This window comes from Endozoicomonas sp. ISHI1, assembly GCF_024606225.1.
Taxonomy (GTDB): domain Bacteria; phylum Pseudomonadota; class Gammaproteobacteria; order Pseudomonadales; family Endozoicomonadaceae; genus Endozoicomonas_A.
This window is the reverse complement of sequence record NZ_JAGRPU010000028.1, coordinates 21,356-42,221: the sequence shown is the minus strand read 5'-3', so window position 1 is coordinate 42,221 and position 20,866 is coordinate 21,356. Positions and strand designations below refer to the sequence as shown.

Sequence of the window (20,866 nt, the reverse complement as noted above, 5' to 3'; positions counted from 1 at the left end):
CAGGTTGAGATCATTGAACAAGGTGTTATAAAACGGCAATACACAGGATCGTGTGTTACTCGTCTTGCTCTGACACATTCGTCAGCAGCAACAGCACCCGCCCATTACCATAACTCCAATCAGAATTATGCGTTGACCGTTATCAGACCGGTCATCGAATGAAGGGGATAAGAATATGAAGAAGCCATTCAAGGCTCTGAAACTGGTCGGCATTCCGGCTTTGACTCTGGCCGCCAGCATCATGGCAGCCACCAGCGCCAGCGCCGCTGTCGTCCCGGCAGGCACACAACTGGCACAGGTCCAGGAACTGGTTCGCGGGAACGGCTCAGAACCTGCCTCTATCGACCCTCAGAAAGTGGAAGGTGTTCCAGGCTCTAACATCACCAAAGATCTGTTTGAAGGTCTGGTAACTCAGGATTCTGAAGGCAACACTATCCCGGGGCAAGCTGAAAGCTGGACTGTTTCCAAGGATAATAAAGTATTTACATTTAAAATTCGTGACACCGCGAAATGGTCCAATGGAGACCCGGTAACAGCGGGCGATTTTGTGTTTGCTTTCCAGCGTGCGGTTGATCCTGAAACAGCCTCCCGTTATGCCTGGTTCATGGAAATCCCAACCATCGTCAACGCTTCTGCTATCGTCAAAGGCCAAAAGCCAGCCGACAGTCTGGGCGTTAAAGCTATTGATGACAAAACCTTCCAGGTCACTCTGGAGCAACCTGTTCCTTACTTCATCAAAATGTTGGCTCACCAGACCACTTTTCCGGTTCCCCGGAAAGTCGTTGAAAAGTTAGGAGACAGCTGGACCCGTCCGGGCAACATGGTATCCAACGGGGCTTACAAGCTGGCTGACTGGCGTGTTAACGAAAAAATCGTTCTGGAGCGTAACAATAACTACTGGAACAATAATGAAACCGTTATCAACAAGGTGACTTACCTGCCTCTCCAGAACACTCCTGAGCTGAACCGCTACAAGGCCGGTGAAATGGACATGACTTACGTGATTCCTATTGAACATTTCAAGTCCCTGAAAAAGGCGAGCCCCAATGAAGTGAAGGTAACCCCATATCTGGGTACCTACTACTACAGCTTTAACACTCAACGTAAGCCTTTTGATGATGCTCGTGTTCGCAAGGCTCTGTCCTACGCCATCGATCGTGATGCAATCACCCAATACGTGAAAGGTCAGGGTGAGAAGTCTGCTTACACCTTCACCCCTGATACCATCAGCGGCTTTGTACCACCGACCACTGCCTACAGCAAAATGCCCCAGGCTGAGCGAAATGCACAAGCCAAGCGTCTGATGACTGAAGCTGGATACGGCCCGGACAAGCCTCTGGAGCTGGAAATCCTGTACAACACGGACGAGTCTCACAAGAAAATCGCTATCGCCATTGCCCAGATGTGGAAGCCACTGGGTGTGAAGGTCACTCTGGTGAACCAGGAGTGGAAAACCTTCCTCGATTCCCGTAACGACGGCAAGTTCGAAGTAGCCCGTGCCGGATGGATTGGCGACTACAATGAAGCCTCTACCATGCTGGATCTGAATACCTCCACCCACGGTCAGAATGACTCCCAGTTTGTAAACGAGATGTATGACGAGCTGATGGCTAAATCCAGAGTCGTGACCAGCGACGAAGAACGCTCCCACCTCTACACTGAAGCCGAGAAGATTCTGGCTGATGAGATGCCTGTCGCTCCTATCTACCAATACGTAACCAGCCGACTGGTTAAGCCCCACGTCGGCGGTTACCCCATGAGCAATGTTGAGGACAACGTTTACACCAGAGATTTGTATATCAAGAAGCATTAATCTCTCTGGCGTGGAAAACCCCTGGTTCCCACGCTCTTGAGGGATGTCGCAAACCTCTGATTCCCGGGCTCAAGCACGGGAATCAGAGGTTTCGTGACTGCCTCTCCTGCATGGAAACAAGTTTTACATACAGTCAGGGACACATAGTCGTCTAAGACTAACAAAGAGTGTACCTATGTTTATATTTATTCTGAAACGCATCGGCGTTGCCATTCCGACACTGTTCATTCTCGTTCTTTTGTCGTTTTTTCTGATGCAGATGGCTCCGGGCAGCCCTTTCACGGGCGATTTCAACATGCCGCCGGAAATCCTGGCCAACCTTGAAGCCAAGTACCACCTCGACAAGCCGCTCTGGCAACAATTTGCCTATTACCTGAAAGACCTTCTGCAGGGCGACCTGGGACCGTCTTTCAAGTACAAGGATTACACCGTTAACGAACTGGTGGCGCAGAGCTTCCCGGTTTCCCTGACCATTGGCTCACTGGCGTTTTTGTTCACCGTTATTGTGGGGGTTGGGCTGGGAACTCTGGCAGCCCTGAAACAAAACTCCTGGATCGACTACACCGTTATGACGTTCTCCATGGTGGGTGTCGTGCTTCCTTCTTTTGTGATTGCGCCGCTGATGGTACTGATCTTCTCCATCAGCCTGAAGTGGCTGCCAGCGGGTGGCTGGAACGATGGTAGCTGGCAGAACATGATTCTTCCCGTTGCTGCCATGGGTATTCTTTATGTAGCGGCAATAGCCCGTATCATGCGTTCCAGCATGATTGAAACCCTGAACAGCAACTTTATTCGTACTGCCCGGGCCAAGGGTCTGCCAAGGCATCACATTATTCTCAAACATGCCCTGAAACCGTCACTGCTGCCGGTTGTTTCTTATCTGGGTCCGGCTTTCGTCGGCATTATTACCGGCTCAGTGGTCATCGAAACCGTGTTTGGCTTGCCCGGCATGGGTCAGCACTTTGTTAATGGTGCACTGAACAGAGACTACTCGCTGGTACTGGGACTGACTATCATCATCGGATCACTGACCATTTTGTTCACCGCTATCGTCGATATTCTCTACGGGCTGATCGATCCAAAAATCAGGGTGGGGAGTTAAACCATGGCGTCTATTTCCTTGAAAAGCGGCACTGTGAATAACATGGTGAAAAATGAGAGCCACAAGGCTGTGGAAAACTTTTCTGAACAACTTGCCAACGGGCGGTTGGAGATTGAAGGGCGCAGCCTCTGGGCCGATGCCCGCCGACGATTTCTGAATAACAAGGCTGCTGTCGCCAGTATGATGGTTCTGGCAGCGGTGACGTTACTCATTATCTTTGGCCCTATGGCCAGTCAGTTCAGTTACGAAGAAATTGATTGGGCCAATATGGCTGCACCGCCCTCTATGGAAACCGGCCATTTCTTTGGTACCGACCATCTGGGCCGGGACCTTTTCGTACGTACCCTTGAAGGTGGACGAATCTCTTTTATGGTAGGCGCACTGGGGGCTCTGGTAGCCGTGATCATCGGAACCATCTACGGTGCCATGGCGGGCTTTTTGGGCGGCCGTGTTGATAACCTGATGATGCGGGCGCTGGAAATTCTTCAGTCTTTCCCGTTTATGTTCCTGGTTATCCTGATGATCACCTTCTTCGGACGCTCCATATTGCTGATCTTTATCGCCATAGGGGCCGTCTCATGGCTCGATATGGCACGTATCGTCAGGGGTCAGACCCTGAGCCTGAAGAGCAAAGAGTTTGTCGAAGCAGCCATCATCAGTGGTGCCAATTCCAGCCAGATTATTTTCCGTCACCTGATTCCGAACCTGCTCGGCATTGTGGTGGTTTACGCTTCCCTGTTGGTACCCGGCATGATTCTGTTTGAATCCTTCCTGAGCTTCCTGGGGCTGGGTGTTCAGGAGCCCATGACCAGCTGGGGCGCATTGGTCAACGAGGGCGCCATCTCTATGGAAGTGGCAATCTGGCAGCTGGCCTTCCCGACTGCTTTTTTGGTGATTACCCTGTTTTGTTTTAACTTTATTGGCGACGGGCTCCGCGATGCCCTGGACCCGAAGGATCGTTGATATGCAACTATTAGATGTCGATAACCTGCGGGTTAAATTTACGACACCCGACGGAGATGTCACGGCCGTAAACAATATGACCTTTTCTCTGAACGCCGGTGAAACACTGGGTCTGGTAGGGGAGTCGGGGTCAGGTAAAAGTCAGACCGCTTTTGCCCTCATGGGACTGCTGGCCAAAAACGGTATTATTGAGGGTTCTGCCAAATTTGAAGGCCAGGATATTCTGTCTCTGAGTGAAGCTGAGCTGAACCGTATCCGTGCCCAAAAGATCTCCATGATCTTCCAGGATCCCATGACCTCGCTGAACCCTTACATGAAAGTAGGGCCTCAGCTGATGGAAGTTCTCCAGCTGCACAAAGGCATGAGTAAAAAAGAGGCCTTTGAAGAATCCGTAAAGATGCTGGATGCGGTAAAAATGCCCGAAGCTCGCAAGCGTATGAGTATGTATCCCCATGAGTTTTCAGGGGGTATGCGTCAGCGGGTTATGATTGCCATGGCGTTGCTGTGTCGTCCCAAACTGTTGATTGCTGACGAACCAACCACCGCTCTGGACGTCACCGTTCAGGCCCAGATCATGGAACTGTTGAATGAGCTGAAGACCGAGTTTAACACCGCCATCATTATGATTACTCACGACCTTGGCGTTGTAGCTGGCATCTGTGACAAGGTGCTGGTGATGTATGCCGGTCGCACCATGGAATATGGCACCACTAACGAGGTCTTCTACGATCCTCGTCATCCATACTCCCGAGGTCTGCTGGGTGCGATTCCCCGATTGGATACAGAGGGTGAGACTCTGCCGACCATTCCGGGTAATCCTCCGAACCTGCTGAGCCTGCCACAGGGCTGCCCTTTCCAGGAGCGCTGCCCTCATGTCATACCACGTTGCCAGCAGGAAGCCGCCCCTCTGGAAAACTTTGGTGACGGTCGCCAGAAAGCCTGCTTCTGGACACCCGATACCCCCGTTAATACTTCCGGCAGGGAGGTGGCAGCATGAGCCTTCAGCGCAACAAAGATAGCTTTCAGCGCAAAAATAGCCTTCAGCCTATTTTGAAAGTTCGGGATGTAAAGGTTCACTTCCCGATTCATAAAGCCAAAAACTGGCCCTGGGAGAAATCCCCGGTTCTGAAAGCCGTTGATGGTGTCAGTTTTGATCTCTTCGAAGGAGAAACTCTCGGCGTCGTGGGTGAGTCTGGTTGCGGCAAATCAACACTGGCCCGCTCGATCATTGGTCTGGTGAAAGCTACAGAGGGTGAAATCCTTTGGCAGGAAAGCAATATTGCCGGGCTACCAGAAAAAGCCATGAGAGAGATCCGCAAAGATATCCAGATGATCTTTCAGGATCCTCTGGCGTCACTGAACCCGAGAATGACCGTAGGCGATATCATTGCCGAACCTCTGCGCAACTATTATCCGGAACTCTCGAAAGATGACATTCTTTCTCAGGTTCGTGAAATGATGGCCAAGGTAGGTCTTCTGCCAAACGTGATTAACCGTTATCCCCATGAGTTCTCTGGTGGTCAGTGCCAACGGATTGGTATTGCCCGGGCACTGATTCTCAAGCCGAAGCTGGTGATCTGTGATGAGCCGGTGAGTGCTCTGGACGTTTCCATTCAGGCGCAGGTAGTTAACCTGCTGAAAGAGCTTCAGAAACAAATGGGTCTGTCCCTGATCTTTATTGCTCACGACCTGAGCGTAGTGAAACACATCAGTGACCGGGTCTTGGTGATGTATTTGGGTAATGAAGTGGAAACCGCCAAAGCTGAACCCATGTATGATACTCCGCGTCATCCTTATACCAAAGCTCTGCTGTCAGCGGTGCCTATCCCTGATCCGGAAATGGAAAAAAAGAAGGAGATTGAACTGCTGGAGGGCGACCTGCCATCGCCTATCAATCCGCCCAGCGGCTGTGTCTTCAGAACCCGTTGCCCGATAGCAGGGGCCAGCTGCGCTGAGCATCGTCCAAGGCTGATGGATTTAGGTAGCCAGCATTTTGCGGCCTGTCCCAAGGCCTGATTGACTGCTCACCTGTCCAAGCAGCCTGTCGGAATTAAGGCTGTCCTACTGCGGTTGCAATAAATTGGTCTAAAAATTCCTGCTTCTTCGTCAAATAGCTCGCTATTCTCCTCAGAAGCAGAAATTTTTATCCTCAATTTCTTGCAATCCTCGCTACGGACGCTTAAGTCCGACAGGCTGCAAGGCAGGTGAGTCGTCTTGCCGTTCAACTAACCTTCCGGCAACCAATTCTCTGTCATGATTTGTTCAAAATCCCAGGGACAGGTTTCAGGAAAACTCCTCTCATTCAGTCTCTGATGCGGCTGGACATAATCATTCATGGCTTGAATAGCCAGTTTCTTGCCACTGGCGAAAGCGTCGCCAAATACCTCACAGACTTTGTGATTCAGGTGGGAACGGTCCTGTAGCAGAATGACCAGCTGTTCCCTCTGTTCCCGGATGGCGCCTTTCCAGCTTCGGCAGCTATAAGGCTCTGGAAGCAACGGATTAATGACCTGAGTCTGGTACTGGTATTTGAGCAAGTGCAGCAAGAGAGTCGTTAGCCTGGATCGAAGGGTGTTTCGATCATTGCCCGTATCATCAAACTCCTCAATGACTCTCTCCAGATCAAGTTGATCAAAGCGCCGGTTGATCAAGTGATCTTTCTGTTGCTCTTTCCAGCGGTAAAAGTCAGTTTCGTACAGGTTTTCCATAAGCTACCTCCATTGCTCTTCCACTTTAGGCAAAAACAAAAAAGGGAGCAAAGGCGAACTAAAGATTCATGATGATACAGAGCATATTTTTGACCAAATTGGATTTTGGATACGACTATTATGGATTTTTGGTGTGACTATTATGAATTTCAATCACTCAGTCATATTGCGTATCGGCTGGGTAAGTCAGTAAGGACAAGACTCCCCGACCTGATCCTCCCAGACAAAACAAACAATTGACCGGCACAGTGATTAGCTTATCCGAGAAGGGTAGGGTAACGACTTAATCGAAGAAGAAACGGGGGATTTTCACGGTAACAAACAGAACATAGTACGTGACACGCGTCCAATTTCAAATTGATAATCCGCTCCGATTGTGGCAACCCGGAGAAACATCGTGGACGTAAAGAAAACCGTCATCTTTGCTGTATTCGCTGGTCTGGCCTGCACTCATGCTTCTTCCAACGGCGATTATGTCTGTGGCGATGATACATTGGAGTACCTGACCTTCAAGTTAGAGAACCATACCAGTGAAGACATGCTACTGGATATGGGGCATCCCAAGTATGGCATCATCGAAGGCGGCAGAACACGTTATACTGTGTTCTCTCAAGGATCTATCACGCTACACGGATGTAACGGCTCGATCCTTGCCGGATTTGAGACCTATGTGCATCTGTACGGAGAACAATACCGTCAAATGTTTGACTGGCATATAAACATGCCTCTCTTTAAAACCGACAACAGCATTAGCTTCAATCGCTATGAACCCAAGCATACCTGTGATGTGACCTACTCCTATGAAGGTCACGGTTCCCTGAAAATGCAGGCGCATCAAAGCTTTCCTGGCGATATGGCCTCGATAGTGGTGGCCTGTCACGATTGATGGCACCTGAATTGGATTACCAACACAGCTCCCCGATGTGCACCCCCTGAGGGATAATGATTAAATCTGCCTCAGGGGTTGTCATCCTGACATTTCAAGGGTTTAATTCGCGCGTTCTAACAGCCTTGAGCTTGATCAAGGGTCGAGTCCCTCGCCAGAGTGAGGCACCTCTATAATGGTTCCAATTCACTGCTGGTCCTGAATTTCCAGACTCTCTACTGCTGTCCCGACAACTGGCTGGTTGGACCTTCCCGTTATTGAAGGTCGGTTTTAAAAGGAAAGGCATCATGCTAAAAGACAACACATACCTTGAGACCCTCTATGATGGCTACGGCCAGAGCTTTTCCGTCGATGAGATGCTGTTCGAACAGAAAACCGAACACCAGCATCTGGTCATATTCAACAACAAGATGTTTGGTCGCATGATGGCGCTGGATGGTGTTATCCAGACTACAGAGAAAGATGAGTTCATCTATCACGAAATGATGACTCATGTGCCGATCCTGACTCACGGAAACGCCCGGCGAGTACTGATCATCGGTGGTGGTGACGGTGGTATCCTGCGTGAAGTGCTAAAGCACAAAAACGTTGAGCACGTCACCATGGTTGAAATTGATGGCGCTGTGGTCGACATGTGCAAAAAGTGGCTGCCCAACCACTCCGCTGGCGCCTACGAAGACCCACGAGCCCACCTGGTGATTGACGACGGCATCAATTTTGTCAGTGACCGTGAAAAAACACCCGACGGCAGCTTTGACGTCATCATTTCTGACTGCACAGATCCCATTGGTCCTGGTGAAGTGCTGTTCTCTTCAGAGTTCTATGCTGGCTGCAAACGTCTGCTGAAAGAAGGCGGCATCTTTGTCGCTCAGAACGGCGTCTGCTTCATGCAACTGGAAGAAGTAGAAACCACCACCCGGCGTCTGGGCCATTATATGGATGACTGCTACTTCTACAGTGCTGCTGTACCCACTTATGCAGGCGGTATCATGACCTTTGCCTGGGGTTCCGACAATCCTGAAGCCCGTCATGTTTCTCTGGAAACAGTCACTGAACGTTTTGAAGCCTGCGGTGTCGAAACACGTTATTACACTCCCGCTATCCACAAGGCAGCTTTTGCTCTGCCCGGATACGTAGAAAAGGCGATACAGAAGGTCAATGACTAACCCAGCGATGCCCGACTTTCCGGAAAGCACGATCAGCAGCCATGAGCCACTGACTACAGACAGCGAATGGAGCGTGGAAGCGTCACGCTCCACCTACAATGCCCGCTATTGGAGTCAGGGATACTTCGATATTAACGATGACGGCGAGGTCGTCTATCTGCCCAGGGGCAGACCGGCTGTCAGTCTCAATAATATTGCTGCTCAACTGGTTCGCAAAGGGGCGTCATTGCCCATTCTGGTACGTTTTCCGGAGATTCTCCATGATCGGGTTAACACTCTGTGTGACGCCTTTAACCAGGCCATTGGCGAATACGGCTATCGAAATGATTACCTGGCGGTTTATCCCATCAAGGTGAATCAGCAGCGGGCCGTGGTCGAGGAGATTCTGGAAAGCCAGGCCTCCAGACAGGATCGTCAACTGGGTCTTGAGTGTGGCAGTAAACCTGAGTTGTTGGCAGTACTGGCCATGGCGAACCGTGCCAGCTCTGTCATTGTTTGCAATGGCTACAAAGACAGAGAATACATTCGTCTGGCGCTGATCGGTGAAAAGCTGGGGCATCAGGTGTATATCGTTCTGGAAAAAATCACCGAGCTGGAAATGGTTCTGAAAGAGGCCAAAGAACTGGGTGTCCCCCCCAGGCTGGGTCTTCGTGTTCGCCTTGCTTCTCAAGGCAAGGGAAAATGGCAGGCCAGTGGTGGCGAGAAATCCAAGTTTGGTCTGTCTGCCAGCCAGGTACTGAATGTCATCAAGCGGCTAAAAGACAGTGACAACATGGATTCTTTGCAGCTGCTGCACTTCCATCTGGGTTCCCAGATGTCGAATATTCGTGATATCCGCAAGGGGATCAGCGAGTGTGCAAGAGTTTATGCGGAACTGTATCGCCTGGGTGCCCCGATCCATTGTCTGGATGTGGGTGGCGGCCTGGCTGTGGACTACGAAGGTACCCGAAGCCAGAGCAACTGTTCCATGAACTACAGCCTTCAGGAATATGCGAACAATATCGTTTATACCCTGGGCGATCTTTGCGCTGAACAGGCCATTCCTGTGCCAAGGATTATATCGGAGTCGGGTAGAAATCTGACGGCGCACCATGCCGTCCTGATCACCGACGTAGTGGGTGTCGAAAGCTACGAGCCGGAAGAGCCTGTGGCACCGGGCAAAGAAGCCCCGCAACTTCTCCACAATATGTGGGGCTCCTGGAAAGATCTGGTGAAAGGTGTTGAGCAACGGGCACTGGTTGAATTGTTCCACGATACTCAGAGTGACCTTTCTGAGGTTCATACCCAATTCGGAATAGGCCTGCTGGATCTGGAACAGAGAGCCTGGGCAGAAAGTATTAATTTAAGAATCTGTTATGAGCTGTCCAAACGGCTGTCTCATAAAAATCGTTCGCACAGACCTCTGATTGATGAGCTGAGTGAAAAACTGGCTGACAAATTCTACGTCAACTTTTCACTGTTTCAATCGTTGCCCGATGCCTGGGGTATTGATCAGGTATTCCCGGTGCTGCCACTTTCCGGACTGAACCGCCCGCCCGAAAAGCGTGCCGTTATGCTCGATATTACCTGTGACTCCGACGGCACCATTGACCAGTACGTTGACGGTCAGGGTATAGAAACCACTCTGCCTGTCCCTGAGTGGCATTCGGACAAGCCTTACATGATTGGTATTTTCCTGGTTGGTGCCTATCAGGAAATTCTTGGTGACATGCACAATTTATTTGGCGACACCGACACAGTATCCGTTCGTGTCACAGACCTTGGATTAATTGAGATGTTTGATTTCCAGGCTGGGGACACCGTAGAAGATGTTCTTAAATACGTGAATCTGAAACCGGAAAGCTTCCTGCATACCTATCAGAAACTGGTGGAAGAATATCTGCCAGAATCCAGCCGGACCTCTGTGCTGGAAGAGCTGGAAGCAGGCCTAAAGGGCTACACCTACCTTGAACACCTGGGAGGAGTTGAGCTGTGATGTTCTTCGAAGGCTCTGAAAAAAAAGTAGAAGTCATTACAGCGGCCGAGGCGGGCTCGCTGCGTGAGCTGGGCAAAGACTTCTGGTCTGATATGGTGGCCAAGGCTCAGGCGGACATTCTGACGACCCTGAGTAATGACTATTGCGACGCTTATCTGCTGTCAGAATCGAGTCTGTTTGTTTGGGAAGACCGCTTCCTGATGTTGACCTGTGGAACCACGACTCTGGCCGATGCATTCCTTTATTTTCTGGAACACATCGCTGATGAACACATTCTGTTTGCCAGTTTCCAACGCAAAAATGAGTACCAGTCGCATCTGCAGAAAACGTCTTTCGAGAAAGATATTAACCGGATTCAGTCTGAGCTGGAGGGTAGTGCCTTCCGTATCGGCAGTCTGGACAGTCACCACAACTACATCTTCCATCTGAATCGTCCCTATCATCCCCATGCGGATGATCAGACCAGCGAATTACTGATGTATCATATCAAAGGTGCAGCTGCTCACTATCTTCGTAGTGAAGGACAAACGATTGAAGGCATCCGGCAATTGCTCAGACTGGATGAAATCCTGCCAGATTTTGATCTGAGTGACTGGTTGTTTGAACCCTTTGGCTACTCTCTCAACGCCATCAAGGATGATCGTTACGCCACTTTCCATATCACACCTCAGGAAGACAGCTCCTATGTCAGCTTTGAAACCAACCTGAATATGGAAGACACCGCTATTCTGGAAAAGCTACTGGAAGCCCTGCGCCCCGGGAGCTGGGATCTGATTGGCTTTAATGCACCGGCGCCCTTGCGGGAAAATGGCGAGTTCAGCTGTCTGACAGAGTGCCGTCTGCCTCTGCAGTGTGGCTATGAAATGAGCTTTAATCATTACCAGCACAAAGAGCAGCGCTCATTACAGGCGGTGGAACTGACGGGATAAAATCATGACTACGTCGATAAAAAAGGAAGACCACTCCCTTTACGCTAACGCCTTTGGCTTTCTGCGACAGCCGTTGGATTTCAATCCTGTTCAGTCGGGAGCTGACCTGATCATTACCGGCATTCCTTTTGATCTGGCGACTACAGGACGCAGCGGTGCTCGCTTTGGTCCCGAGGCCATTCGCAAGGCATCGGTAAACCTATCCTGGGAGGGCAAGCGCTGGCCCTGGTTCTTCAACCTGAAAGACTATCTGTCCATTGCTGACTGTGGTGACCTGGTCTTTGAATGCGGTAACGCCCAAGATATGAGCGATACCCTGTTTCAGCATGCCGACCAGCTATTGTCTGCTGGCAAACGTATGCTGTCGTTTGGAGGCGATCACTTTATTACCCTGCCTTTGCTGAGAGCTCACGCCAAATATCATGGTCCTTTGGCATTGGTCCACTTTGATGCTCATACCGACGACTATAACCAGGGTGGCAAGTTCGACCACGGAACCATGTTTTATCATGCTCAGGTTGAAGGGTTGATTGATGCCTCGGCTTCAACCCAGATTGGTATTCGAACCACTTACGATCACAAGAACACCCGTTTCAATGTTCTGGATGCCAGCTACGTTAACGGTGCACCAGTGGCAGAGATAATCGAAAAAATACGCGAAAAAGCAGGTGATCGTCTTGTTTACCTGACCTTTGATATCGACTGTCTGGACCCGGCCTATGCTCCGGGAACCGGAACACCGGTTTGTGGCGGCCTGAGCTCGGACCGGGCTTTGCAACTGCTCAGAGGTCTTCAGGGACTGGATATTGTGGGCATGGACGTGGTTGAAGTTGCACCAGCTTATGATCACGCCGATATTACCGCTCTGGCGGGTGCTACGATTGCTCTTGAGATGCTTTATCTACAGGCAGCCCGATCAGAAGCCACCTGACAACCCTTCAGCTCAGACAAGCTGCCCGTTAGTAGCCTGTCTGGCGGGAAGTTGTCCTACCACTCTGATCACATCAAGCTTATCCGAACATGAGAGCAGGGCGGGGTGTGAGCCCGGCTCTCCTTCCGGTATGGGTTGTCCTACCTTCTGATAAAAGTCTACCCAATAAGGCAATATTTCTCCGGTTTCCAGATCACGGAACCCCATGGGGGTTTCTGGAAATACCGGTTCTCCCTCGTTAGCAGACCTGAACGCTTCCAAAACAAGAGCGCTACAGTACCAGGCTCGTTCACTGATATCGGATCGAGCATGACCCTGCGGAGAAAAGTCCCTATTGTAAGGAATGTGCAACTGCTGATCAGCAAAGGCCAACGCTTTATTAACTAAAGGAAGCCATGGTGACTTGAGACGAGCCACCAGAATGCATGGTCGTCCCAGTCCATCGCACACCGATTTATCCATAAATTGAGTCAGGGTTATTGTCTGAACCTTTGGCATCACCGCTTCAACCAACTCCCCGCTCTCAGTCGCAATGGCCACATGATTCAGGGCCATGCCGTTATAACCAGCAAACAGTCTACTGATGACCCACTCCAGCTCTCCTCCCTTGCGAAGTTGAAACAGAAGGTCGCCTTTTTGCAGTTCTGGAATGGGCATGGAATTTGGCTGCTCAGTCATTTACCAAAATCCTCATCGTTGAAAATAGCGATCTAAAATTTGCTTTCTGATAAGATTTAATTGATGTTCTAATTCTGTATATAGAGATGGCAGAAATAATGACATATCTTGTTTCCCCAGCAATAGTTTTGTTGAATCATCTATAGACAGTCGGATCTGATCAATTTCTAAATTTCGCTCAACGTTATGTATAGATACTCTGACTTGTAATACTCCACCGACAATTACTTTTTCACTTAATATTTGAACCTTAACAGGGTTGTTCCAAACAAGCTGGTTGGTTTTCGAATCAAATTCATAATCTCCATCACTTGTCTTAGTAAGAATAATTTTTCGATCTAGAAACGTTATTTGATTTGGTATTGAGTTTGCTATATAGCCCTGAATCCCAGAGATTATTTCTGGAGAGCGACTTTCTAATTGAGCAAAGAGGCTTTCTAGTTCCTCCTCAATCATTTCTTTAGCCTCACCGTATACGCAAATTTTAGGGCCAAGGAGTTTTCCAAGGGGTTTTATAATCGGTTTTGTATCAAATGTGTAATGGTAATTATTAACCTTCCCTGTGTTACAAAAATGATTCAGACTTACTTCAGTCCTCAGGGTCATATCGAATTCTGTATGCTCTTGCCATATCTTCCTTTCACGAATAAATTTTGGAATTAATTTTAAAGAAATTATAGGTCTTATATATATGCGGCAAAACACATGATATGGGATCTCAAAATAGATACGATCATTTAACGAATCCACCTTAACTTTTATCTCATTAGTTTTTGTTATGCGTAATTTATGTTCTTTATTTCTCTCAAAGAGAAAGGGCTCGGTTTTAGATTTTTCATTTACCATTTCCTGTATATAGCCCGCTACAGATTTATCAATACAATCCCGTTCCTCAGGGGTTAGCTCCCTTTTGGTATAGTAAGAATATGCTCTGTGAGCGTTTACACCTCCGATTATAAATCCTATACCTGCACCTACAAGCGCTGCGGAGCCACACCCATCCAGCTTGTCGTTTCCCCTGAGCCAATTAGTGCTGAATCGACTTATCGCAGAGGTAGCACCGCCCGCTACAGATCCGCTTAAACTTCCAGCAATAACTTTCATAGGTTTGGATCTTGCCATTTCTTCATCACAAGCATTAATTACGCGAGCCGTTGCTTGGGATGATATCCCTCTTAATATATTCCCGACACCTCCGGCTGTACCACCTGAAAAAGCTCCAATAACAGCATTTCTTGCTGTTTCTTTAGTAAAAAAGGTACCGTTTTCTCGATTAATTACAGCTTTAGTTGCACTTTCGGCAAGATTTGAGCTAAATCCACCAACCGCTCCTGCAAGAACGTCATCCACTACTAAAAAGCCTGTGGTTGCGGCATTGCCTAGGGTTGCTCCGCTGGTTATTGAACCAGTAAATTTACCTAATACCTTCAATGCTCCGGAAGTACACAAACCAGCTACTGCTCCACTTATTCCTCCTATGAAGCTTTGTTTGATATACTCTCCTGGATCGCAGTCTCTTGCTTTACAGCTATATATTGAGCCTTGTATCCCTGAGCTAATCAATGCTCCTCCTACAGCCGCTTCCAGCTCACCCGTACGCAATGTAAGTGTTACTCCAGCCGCAACTTGAATGCCTCCTAAAGCAACCCCTATAGTCGTTCCGATAGGCCCTCCACCCCTTAATCTTGGATGAACATATACCTTATAACTTCCGTCGTTTAATCTGTGGAGGTCTACCCATGTTCCTTTACAAAATCCTCGCAAATGGCAGATCTCATTCTGGATTTCCTTTGGAATGTTTACAATGTCGTATGGGGGAATAAAAATCGTTTTCCCATCCTCCGACATAACCCAGGCTTCCAACCCATTTTGCCCGAGCATAAGAGCAACTTGCATGCCTTTAACCGTCCAGCTATTGATCAAGCCATTAGAGGTGTATGGCTCAGGTAAGCTAAATCGACTTCTTTCTTCATGGCCAGACTGCTTCTTTGTATTTTCTGGAAGTGAATCTGCCTGCTGATCTTCAATACCATTAGCTTGTGCACCTGCATCGGGGCCAACACTGCTTTTACCACCTCTTGCTACTTGCAATAACTGATCACTAACGCCGCTCGCCTCTGGTGCTTGCAGCATGTATTCATTAATGATTTCTTCAGAAGCTGTGCCCTCCGGTTCCAATCTCACTATCTCCTGTTTTTCGTTCAATAGCTTCAACTCAAAATCAAGATCGAATTCATCAGTCTGCTCAATCACTGCTGCAATCCGTTCAACGATAATGGCAGCCTGTATATCCTTTTCATGGTCTTCAATGCCTTCGGACATATCTAACAGGTGTTCTATAAACTCCGCCTGTCCGTTGAGCAGGGGCTTCAACCACCGTATGACTTGTTGTGTACTTCCCAGGTTTTTGAGGAGTTGATTGAATTGCGTTGGAGTGAGACGCAAAGAACTAACCTGGTTCCCATTGATATTTACACGCAGCCTTCTGTCGGACTCACCACTCCAGGTTCCAAACAGCCAGTGCATAGGGTTGTCACCTGTCAACTCTGTCAGCCAGCCCCAGTCCAGTCTGAGTATGGGACCTATGCTGATCTCCCAGTCGGTATTGCTTTGCAGTGCCATCCAGTGTGGTTTCCAATGCTGGTTATTGTCATCGCCGGGCCAAAAAATACCACCACCGTCACCACTCTCCGTTCTGTCAAATTTCGATCCTGCCTGAAGTCCTGTTATGTTCAGCCCTTTTCCCTTTTTATTTGGTTCATTTTCCGTCGTTTTTTTATCTTCCTTCTGGCTTCTGGCGGTTGCCAGAGCGAGTATGGGTTGAGTGGAGAGTATGAATTGACCAACGTCATAGCTGTATTTATTTAAGAGTGTTTCTGAGCATCGGTAGGGTCTTATCAGGGTGATATCCAGCTGCCAGCTTTTGGTGGTTAAATAAAAAATACTGCCCGAAGTTGAAGGGTCAAACTCCTCAGAGAGACTTATGATGTCAGCGTTATTTTTAGACTGGATATGTGCTGCGCAGATCACCAGTTGCTCAAAAGGCTGAATGGTGAGAGTCAGCTCAACGCTTCCTGAATATCCTGACTCTGGAGAAGGTTGGATGTAGAAACGGGACTTTATCTGATCTTCAAGTGTTGTCATTGATGGCGGTTGCCATTCGAGTAAGTGAGGGTGCGGGAGTGTTGACTCTGGTGTGTTTTCTTTTGAATCCATTGCTTGTGACTGATGTGGATGCGAACTACTCTGTTGACCAGCAACTCCATCCCATGCCTGCACGAGACCAGCAATCCAAAATAGAATCAATAAATGTAAGTATGCTCGTTTAAGGAATAACGACAATTTGAGGTTATTTTGTTTCCTCGCCGTCAAAACTTGAGGGGCCATGGAAATTTGCCATCAACAAGATGTGATTAAGCGGTGGGTGAAGAAAAAGCCCTTTGCACCAGTGACGAAGCGTAAAATCCAGCTGAGAAAGGGGTTGTTAAACCACGCACGATGCGCAGAGAATTATAGCAGAGTAGGGGTAGCTTCATTTTTTTGCTATGGAATAACAGCTGAATACGTTTTTGGTTTTTTTTCATTGCAGCCTTGATTAATGCCTACCGGCCAGAACCCCTAGCAGCCTGTCGGACTTAAGGCTGTCCTACTGCGGTTGCAATAAATTGGTCTAAAAATTCCTGCAATCCTCGCTACGGACGCTTAAGTCCGACAGGCTGCTAGATGATCTCTCGATTGATCAGGTGATTGAGCGGCACCATTCGTCTGTGTAAGACACCAAATACCACCAATACTTCCTCATGCATCATGTAATAGATGACATGGCTCGAATGGGAAAAACTCAACACATTTGATCCGACCTCTGTCCTATGCTTACCAAGGGATGGCGTTTCAGCAAGCAGGTGAATGGTTTGCCGGAGTTCCGATAGGTATTTTCCGGACTGAGCAGTTCCCCATTGTGCTACTGTGTACCGGCGAATTTCGATCAGATCAGATTGTGCATCCGGCGTTAAGCGATAAGCAGCCATCAGTCATGTTGGCCTGCTTCCAGCTCATCAAAGAATGCACCACCATCAGCCAGTTTGCCTGCTTCTATATCAGCTTTGGCCTGATCTGCCCTTAACTTCAACATTTGCAACTTGAGCGTCTCGATGTTTTGGTATTCGTCAGCTGAGATAACCACAGCAACGGGCTTACCATTCTTACTGATCTGAACAGGGCTACGCTGCGCTTTGAGCAACATATCTCCAAAATGGGTTTTGGCTTCATTAGCAGAAAGAGCCTGCATAGTTTTTAGTCTCCATAATATCGTTCGATTCGTTTATTATAATCAAATCAACCTATTTCCGCTAAAATGTAGAATATAAATTTCTGCTTCGTGATTTTCGACGGTTCACCCAAAAGCGCCGTATCACCTACGAAAAACCGTTACCAGGGATACGGCCTGCAAAATTGCTTTTAAGTCGCCTTTTTCTCGAAACGTCTGAGCATAGAGAATTACGAAAAAGCTATTGAAATGTTTTTTTCAGAGGCCGCCCCCCCGGGTTTGGCTGCTCAGTCGTTCAGCCTCCAGAGAGTTCATTTCTGAGCATTTCCAGAACAGGAATGGTCTCAGGACGAACACCTCTCCAGATAGCAAATTGCTCTGCGGCCTGTTCTACCAGCATACCCAAACCATCAATCACGGCTCCTGCCCCCTGACCCAAAGCCCATCGATTGAATACCGTATTAGACGCTGAATACATCATGTCATAGCAGCAGGTCGAAGCAGCAATGACTGTTGCCGGAACAGGAGGCAGATCGCCGTGTAAACTGGCGGAAGTACCGTTGATGATGATGTCAAAAGAGCCTTCGAGTTCTGAAAAACCGGAAGCTTTTACGGGTTGCTCAGGAAACAGACCAGCCAGAGTCTCAGCCTTGCTGACAGTCCGATTGGCAATCACCAGTTCCGATGGTTCCTGTGCAAGGATCGGCTCAAGGACACCTCTTACTGCACCACCAGCGCCCAAAACCAGTACCTTCGCTCCTTTGATAGAAACACTGTTGTTGACCGTCAGATCGCGAACCAGACCGAGTCCATCCGTGTTGTCTCCGTTGAGAGTACCTTGTTCATCCATCCAGAGTGTATTGACTGCACCTGCTTTCTCAGCCCTTCCCGTTCGCACGGTTGATAGCTGCCATGCCTGCTCCTTGAAAGGAACCGTTACACTCAGACCCAGGTAGCCACCATTATCAAAGAAGCGTTTAACGGCCTCTTCAAAGTCATCAACCGGAACCAGTTGGGCGTTATAACTCAGCCTGTGCCCGACAGACTCTGCAAACATGGCATGAATTCTTGGCGACTTGCTGTGCTCAATGGGGTTCCCCATCACAGCGTAGTGATCAACAGGTATGGCCATTCTTTTTTTCTCGGGGAATGCAGCTAAAAAACTTCCGGTACTCTAGAGGATGTTGGTAGAAAATGGGAGAGATAATTATCCAGCCATACAATATTCTCTGTTGAAAATGGACAGGATGTACCACTTGCGCAATAGTGTCAGGATGCTAATCTGTATATTTTATAGATATACGGATTAGTCTTATGGCCATGAAGATAAAGAACGTTCGATTTGATCAAAATGACCTCGAGCGGCTCGACAAACTCGCCGCTATTCATCAAAAAGATGTTTCGACGCTCATTCGGGAAGTGGTAACGGATTATATGGATGCTGAAGAGTGGCAACTCCAGCAGGTTGAAGAGACGGTCAGTGCCGTTGAATCAGGCGATATGGAAACCATCTCTCTGGAACAATTCCTGAAAGAGGAGCGTTAGTCAATGCAGGTCAGGTTGTCAGTTGCTGCCAGAAACGACTATCGGAAAATTGCCACCTATCTTGATGAACACTGTCCAGCCGTCACTGATCGAATTCTGGATACTCTGAAATTTAACCTGGATCGCCTGCAAGACCATCCTATGGCAGGCAATAAGGTGGGACGCTATCGCAAAATACAAGTGGTCGGTACGCCCTACGTGGTTTATTACCTTCTGACAACCAGAGAATTACTGGTTGCCCGTATCTTTCACGAAAAACAAAAGCGGTAGCTCGTTAAATATCAGACCCACTCTCTGGGTTTCAGGAATTCATTGTAAAGACGGGCCTCTTCTGTCCCATCTTCCGGGTGCCAATTGTAATCCCAGCGCACAACAGGAGGCAAAGACATCAGGATAGACTCAGTGCGCCCACCGGATTGCAGACCAAACAGTGTTCCACGGTCGTATACAAGGTTAAACTCAACATAACGCCCGCGTCGATACTCCTGGAAATAACGGTTCTGTTCCGTGTATTCAGTATCTTTACGCTTCTGAACGATAGGCAGATAAGCTTCGATGTAACTATTGCCTACCGCCCGCATAAACTCGAAGCAGCGTTCAAAGGGCCATTCATTAAGGTCATCGTAGAACAGGCCGCCCACACCACGGGGCTCATTTCGATGCTTCAGGAAGAAGTAATCGTCACACCATTTCTTGTAACGGGGGTAGACCTCTTCACCAAAGGGCTCACAAGCTGATCGGGCCACCTGATGCCAGTGTGTACAGTCCTCTTCGAAACCGTAATAGGGCGTCAGATCATAACCGCCACCAAACCACCAGACCGGATCGGCCCCTTCTTTTTCGGCAATCAACAGACGAACATTGGCATGAGACGTTGGCACAAATGGGTTCCTGGGATGAATCACCAGGGAGACTCCCATGGCCTGAAAGCTCCGACCTTCCAGCTCGGGTCTTTTCGCTGTGGCGGAAGGTGGCAGTTTATCGCCCTTCACATAAGAGAAGTTCACTCCCCCTTTTTCAAACAGCGAGCCGCCTTCAATAACCCGTGCACGACCACCGCCGCCACCGTGGTAATCCCAGGTTTCCTCACGGAAAACAGTGCCAGAGTCTTCTTTTTCCAGAGCATTACAAATAGCGTCCTGCAGTGACAACAGGTATTGCCTGACTCGGTCTACCTGTTCATGGCTGTCTACAGGCTCATGGCTGTCCAGCGATTCGCTGCTGTTTTCTGGACTGGTGGTTTTTCCAGTACGGGCATCGGTCACCATAATACTCCCTGAGCTGGCTGGATAAAAAAGAGACGCAGTTTAACAGAGCCGATATTAACCAGCCCGGACCAGTTGTCCTGTCTGAAGATCACGAATTTCAGAGGGTTCGGTCTGTGGACCCGTTTCACCGGAAACAATCAGAGATACCTGCTGCCCCATCTGTTCCTGAACATGTTGCTCTGTCATTAAAGGAGGTTCTCCTGCCCGATTGGCAGAAGTAGATACCAGCGGCTGCCCGGCCTGTTCACAGAGCTTTACAACCAACGGGTGAGCACTCACCCTGACAGCCACCGTATCAAATTTTCCACGAACCCAGTCCGGTGTCCACTGATCAGGATCAGGCAGCAGCCAAGTATAAGGACCCGGCCAACAGGCTGATAAGGTTTCAAGCTGCGCTTCAGTCAGGTTAGAAAGCAGGGGGGCAAACTGCTGTTGAGAGGAGGCGACCAGTATCAACCCTTTTTCAACAGGGCGATGCTTGATGGCCAGCACTTTGTAGACAGCTTCCCGATTCCAGGGGTCACACCCGAGCCCCCAGACCGCCTCCGTAGGGTAGGCTATGACGCCGCCCTGTTCGATAACAGCCTGAATTTTAGACATAGCGTTTTATCAACTTGATCAGCGAGTAGCAGAGT

General features: G+C 48.8%; 20 protein-coding genes. 12 read left to right on the top strand and 8 right to left on the bottom strand.

The window, feature by feature from the left end; all coding sequences use genetic code 11:
- Positions 1–175 precede the first annotated feature (175 nt).
- From KBW69_RS16835 to oppF, 5 genes are all read left to right on the top strand, one after another.
- Entirely contained in the window at positions 176–1,813 is a 1,638-nt protein-coding gene (locus KBW69_RS16835; protein ID WP_257281613.1) for an ABC transporter substrate-binding protein, read from the top strand.
- A gap of 175 nt (positions 1,814–1,988) precedes the next feature.
- Positions 1,989–2,915, top strand: coding sequence for an oligopeptide ABC transporter permease OppB (gene oppB, locus KBW69_RS16830; RefSeq protein WP_257281612.1), 927 nt, complete (start codon positions 1,989–1,991; stop codon positions 2,913–2,915).
- Positions 2,916–2,957: 42 nt separating this feature from the next.
- Complete coding sequence (gene oppC, locus KBW69_RS16825; protein ID WP_257281631.1) at positions 2,958–3,878, top strand: oligopeptide ABC transporter permease OppC; 921 nt, start codon at positions 2,958–2,960, stop codon at positions 3,876–3,878.
- A 1-nt stretch (position 3,879) separates the two neighbouring features.
- On the top strand, positions 3,880–4,875 hold the full coding sequence (locus KBW69_RS16820; RefSeq protein WP_257281611.1) for an ABC transporter ATP-binding protein: 996 nt from the start codon (positions 3,880–3,882) through the stop codon (positions 4,873–4,875).
- Positions 4,872–5,894 (top strand): murein tripeptide/oligopeptide ABC transporter ATP binding protein OppF, encoded by a 1,023-nt coding sequence (gene oppF, locus KBW69_RS16815; RefSeq protein ID WP_257281610.1) that lies wholly within the window; start codon positions 4,872–4,874, stop codon positions 5,892–5,894. Before KBW69_RS16820 ends, oppF begins: the two co-directional genes overlap by 4 nt.
- A 209-nt stretch (positions 5,895–6,103) precedes the next feature.
- Here the strand turns inward: oppF and KBW69_RS16810 are convergent, their stop codons facing one another.
- On the bottom strand, positions 6,104–6,586 hold the full coding sequence (locus KBW69_RS16810; protein ID WP_257281609.1) for a DUF29 domain-containing protein: 483 nt from the start codon (positions 6,584–6,586) through the stop codon (positions 6,104–6,106).
- A 397-nt stretch (positions 6,587–6,983) separates the two neighbouring features.
- Here KBW69_RS16810 and KBW69_RS16805 point away from each other — a divergent pair, with 397 nt between their 5' ends.
- The 5 genes from KBW69_RS16805 (at position 6,984) to speB (ending at position 12,473) form a co-directional block, all read left to right on the top strand.
- On the top strand, positions 6,984–7,472 hold the full coding sequence (locus KBW69_RS16805) for a hypothetical protein (RefSeq protein ID WP_257281608.1): 489 nt from the start codon (positions 6,984–6,986) through the stop codon (positions 7,470–7,472).
- Between the two features lie 287 nt (positions 7,473–7,759).
- On the top strand, positions 7,760–8,638 hold the full coding sequence (gene speE, locus KBW69_RS16800; RefSeq protein WP_257281607.1) for a polyamine aminopropyltransferase: 879 nt from the start codon (positions 7,760–7,762) through the stop codon (positions 8,636–8,638).
- On the top strand, positions 8,631–10,613 hold the full coding sequence (gene speA, locus KBW69_RS16795; protein ID WP_257281606.1) for a biosynthetic arginine decarboxylase: 1,983 nt from the start codon (positions 8,631–8,633) through the stop codon (positions 10,611–10,613). The genes speE and speA overlap by 8 nt, the downstream gene beginning before the upstream one ends.
- Positions 10,613–11,542, top strand: coding sequence for an S-adenosylmethionine decarboxylase proenzyme (locus KBW69_RS16790; RefSeq protein WP_257253405.1), 930 nt, complete (start codon positions 10,613–10,615; stop codon positions 11,540–11,542). Before speA ends, KBW69_RS16790 begins: the two co-directional genes overlap by 1 nt.
- 4 nt (positions 11,543–11,546) lie before the next feature.
- Positions 11,547–12,473, top strand: a complete 927-nt coding sequence (speB, locus tag KBW69_RS16785) for an agmatinase (RefSeq protein ID WP_257253402.1) — start codon at positions 11,547–11,549, stop codon at positions 12,471–12,473.
- A gap of 12 nt (positions 12,474–12,485) precedes the next feature.
- Here the strand turns inward: speB and KBW69_RS16780 are convergent, their stop codons facing one another.
- From KBW69_RS16780 to aroE, 5 genes are all read right to left on the bottom strand, one after another.
- A complete protein-coding gene (locus KBW69_RS16780; protein WP_257253401.1) occupies positions 12,486–13,151 on the bottom strand; it encodes a YiiX/YebB-like N1pC/P60 family cysteine hydrolase in 666 nt (221 codons plus the stop codon).
- 12 nt (positions 13,152–13,163) lie between these two features.
- On the bottom strand, positions 13,164–16,367 hold the full coding sequence (locus KBW69_RS16775) for a hypothetical protein (protein ID WP_257281605.1): 3,204 nt from the start codon (positions 16,365–16,367) through the stop codon (positions 13,164–13,166).
- 503 nt (positions 16,368–16,870) lie between these two features.
- A complete protein-coding gene (locus tag KBW69_RS16770) occupies positions 16,871–17,179 on the bottom strand; it encodes a type II toxin-antitoxin system RelE/ParE family toxin (protein ID WP_257281604.1) in 309 nt (102 codons plus the stop codon).
- A complete protein-coding gene (locus tag KBW69_RS16765) occupies positions 17,179–17,439 on the bottom strand; it encodes a type II toxin-antitoxin system Phd/YefM family antitoxin (RefSeq protein WP_257254905.1) in 261 nt (86 codons plus the stop codon). The genes KBW69_RS16770 and KBW69_RS16765 overlap by 1 nt, the downstream gene beginning before the upstream one ends.
- 274 nt (positions 17,440–17,713) lie before the next feature.
- On the bottom strand, positions 17,714–18,550 hold the full coding sequence (aroE, locus tag KBW69_RS16760; RefSeq protein WP_257281603.1) for a shikimate dehydrogenase: 837 nt from the start codon (positions 18,548–18,550) through the stop codon (positions 17,714–17,716).
- A gap of 182 nt (positions 18,551–18,732) precedes the next feature.
- Here aroE and KBW69_RS16755 point away from each other — a divergent pair, with 182 nt between their 5' ends.
- A complete protein-coding gene (locus KBW69_RS16755; RefSeq protein WP_257281602.1) occupies positions 18,733–18,963 on the top strand; it encodes a CopG family ribbon-helix-helix protein in 231 nt (76 codons plus the stop codon).
- Between the two features lie 3 nt (positions 18,964–18,966).
- The gene (locus KBW69_RS16750; RefSeq protein WP_257254902.1) at positions 18,967–19,233 is read left to right on the top strand and encodes a type II toxin-antitoxin system RelE/ParE family toxin; all 267 of its coding nucleotides are present in this window, start codon (positions 18,967–18,969) and stop codon (positions 19,231–19,233) included.
- An 11-nt stretch (positions 19,234–19,244) separates the two neighbouring features.
- Here the strand turns inward: KBW69_RS16750 and hemF are convergent, their stop codons facing one another.
- Together hemF and KBW69_RS16740 are read right to left on the bottom strand one after the other, a co-directional pair.
- On the bottom strand, positions 19,245–20,231 hold the full coding sequence (hemF, locus tag KBW69_RS16745; protein ID WP_257281601.1) for an oxygen-dependent coproporphyrinogen oxidase: 987 nt from the start codon (positions 20,229–20,231) through the stop codon (positions 19,245–19,247).
- A gap of 54 nt (positions 20,232–20,285) precedes the next feature.
- Positions 20,286–20,831, bottom strand: coding sequence for an L-threonylcarbamoyladenylate synthase (locus tag KBW69_RS16740; protein WP_257281600.1), 546 nt, complete (start codon positions 20,829–20,831; stop codon positions 20,286–20,288).
- Positions 20,832–20,866: the final 35 nt, after the last annotated feature.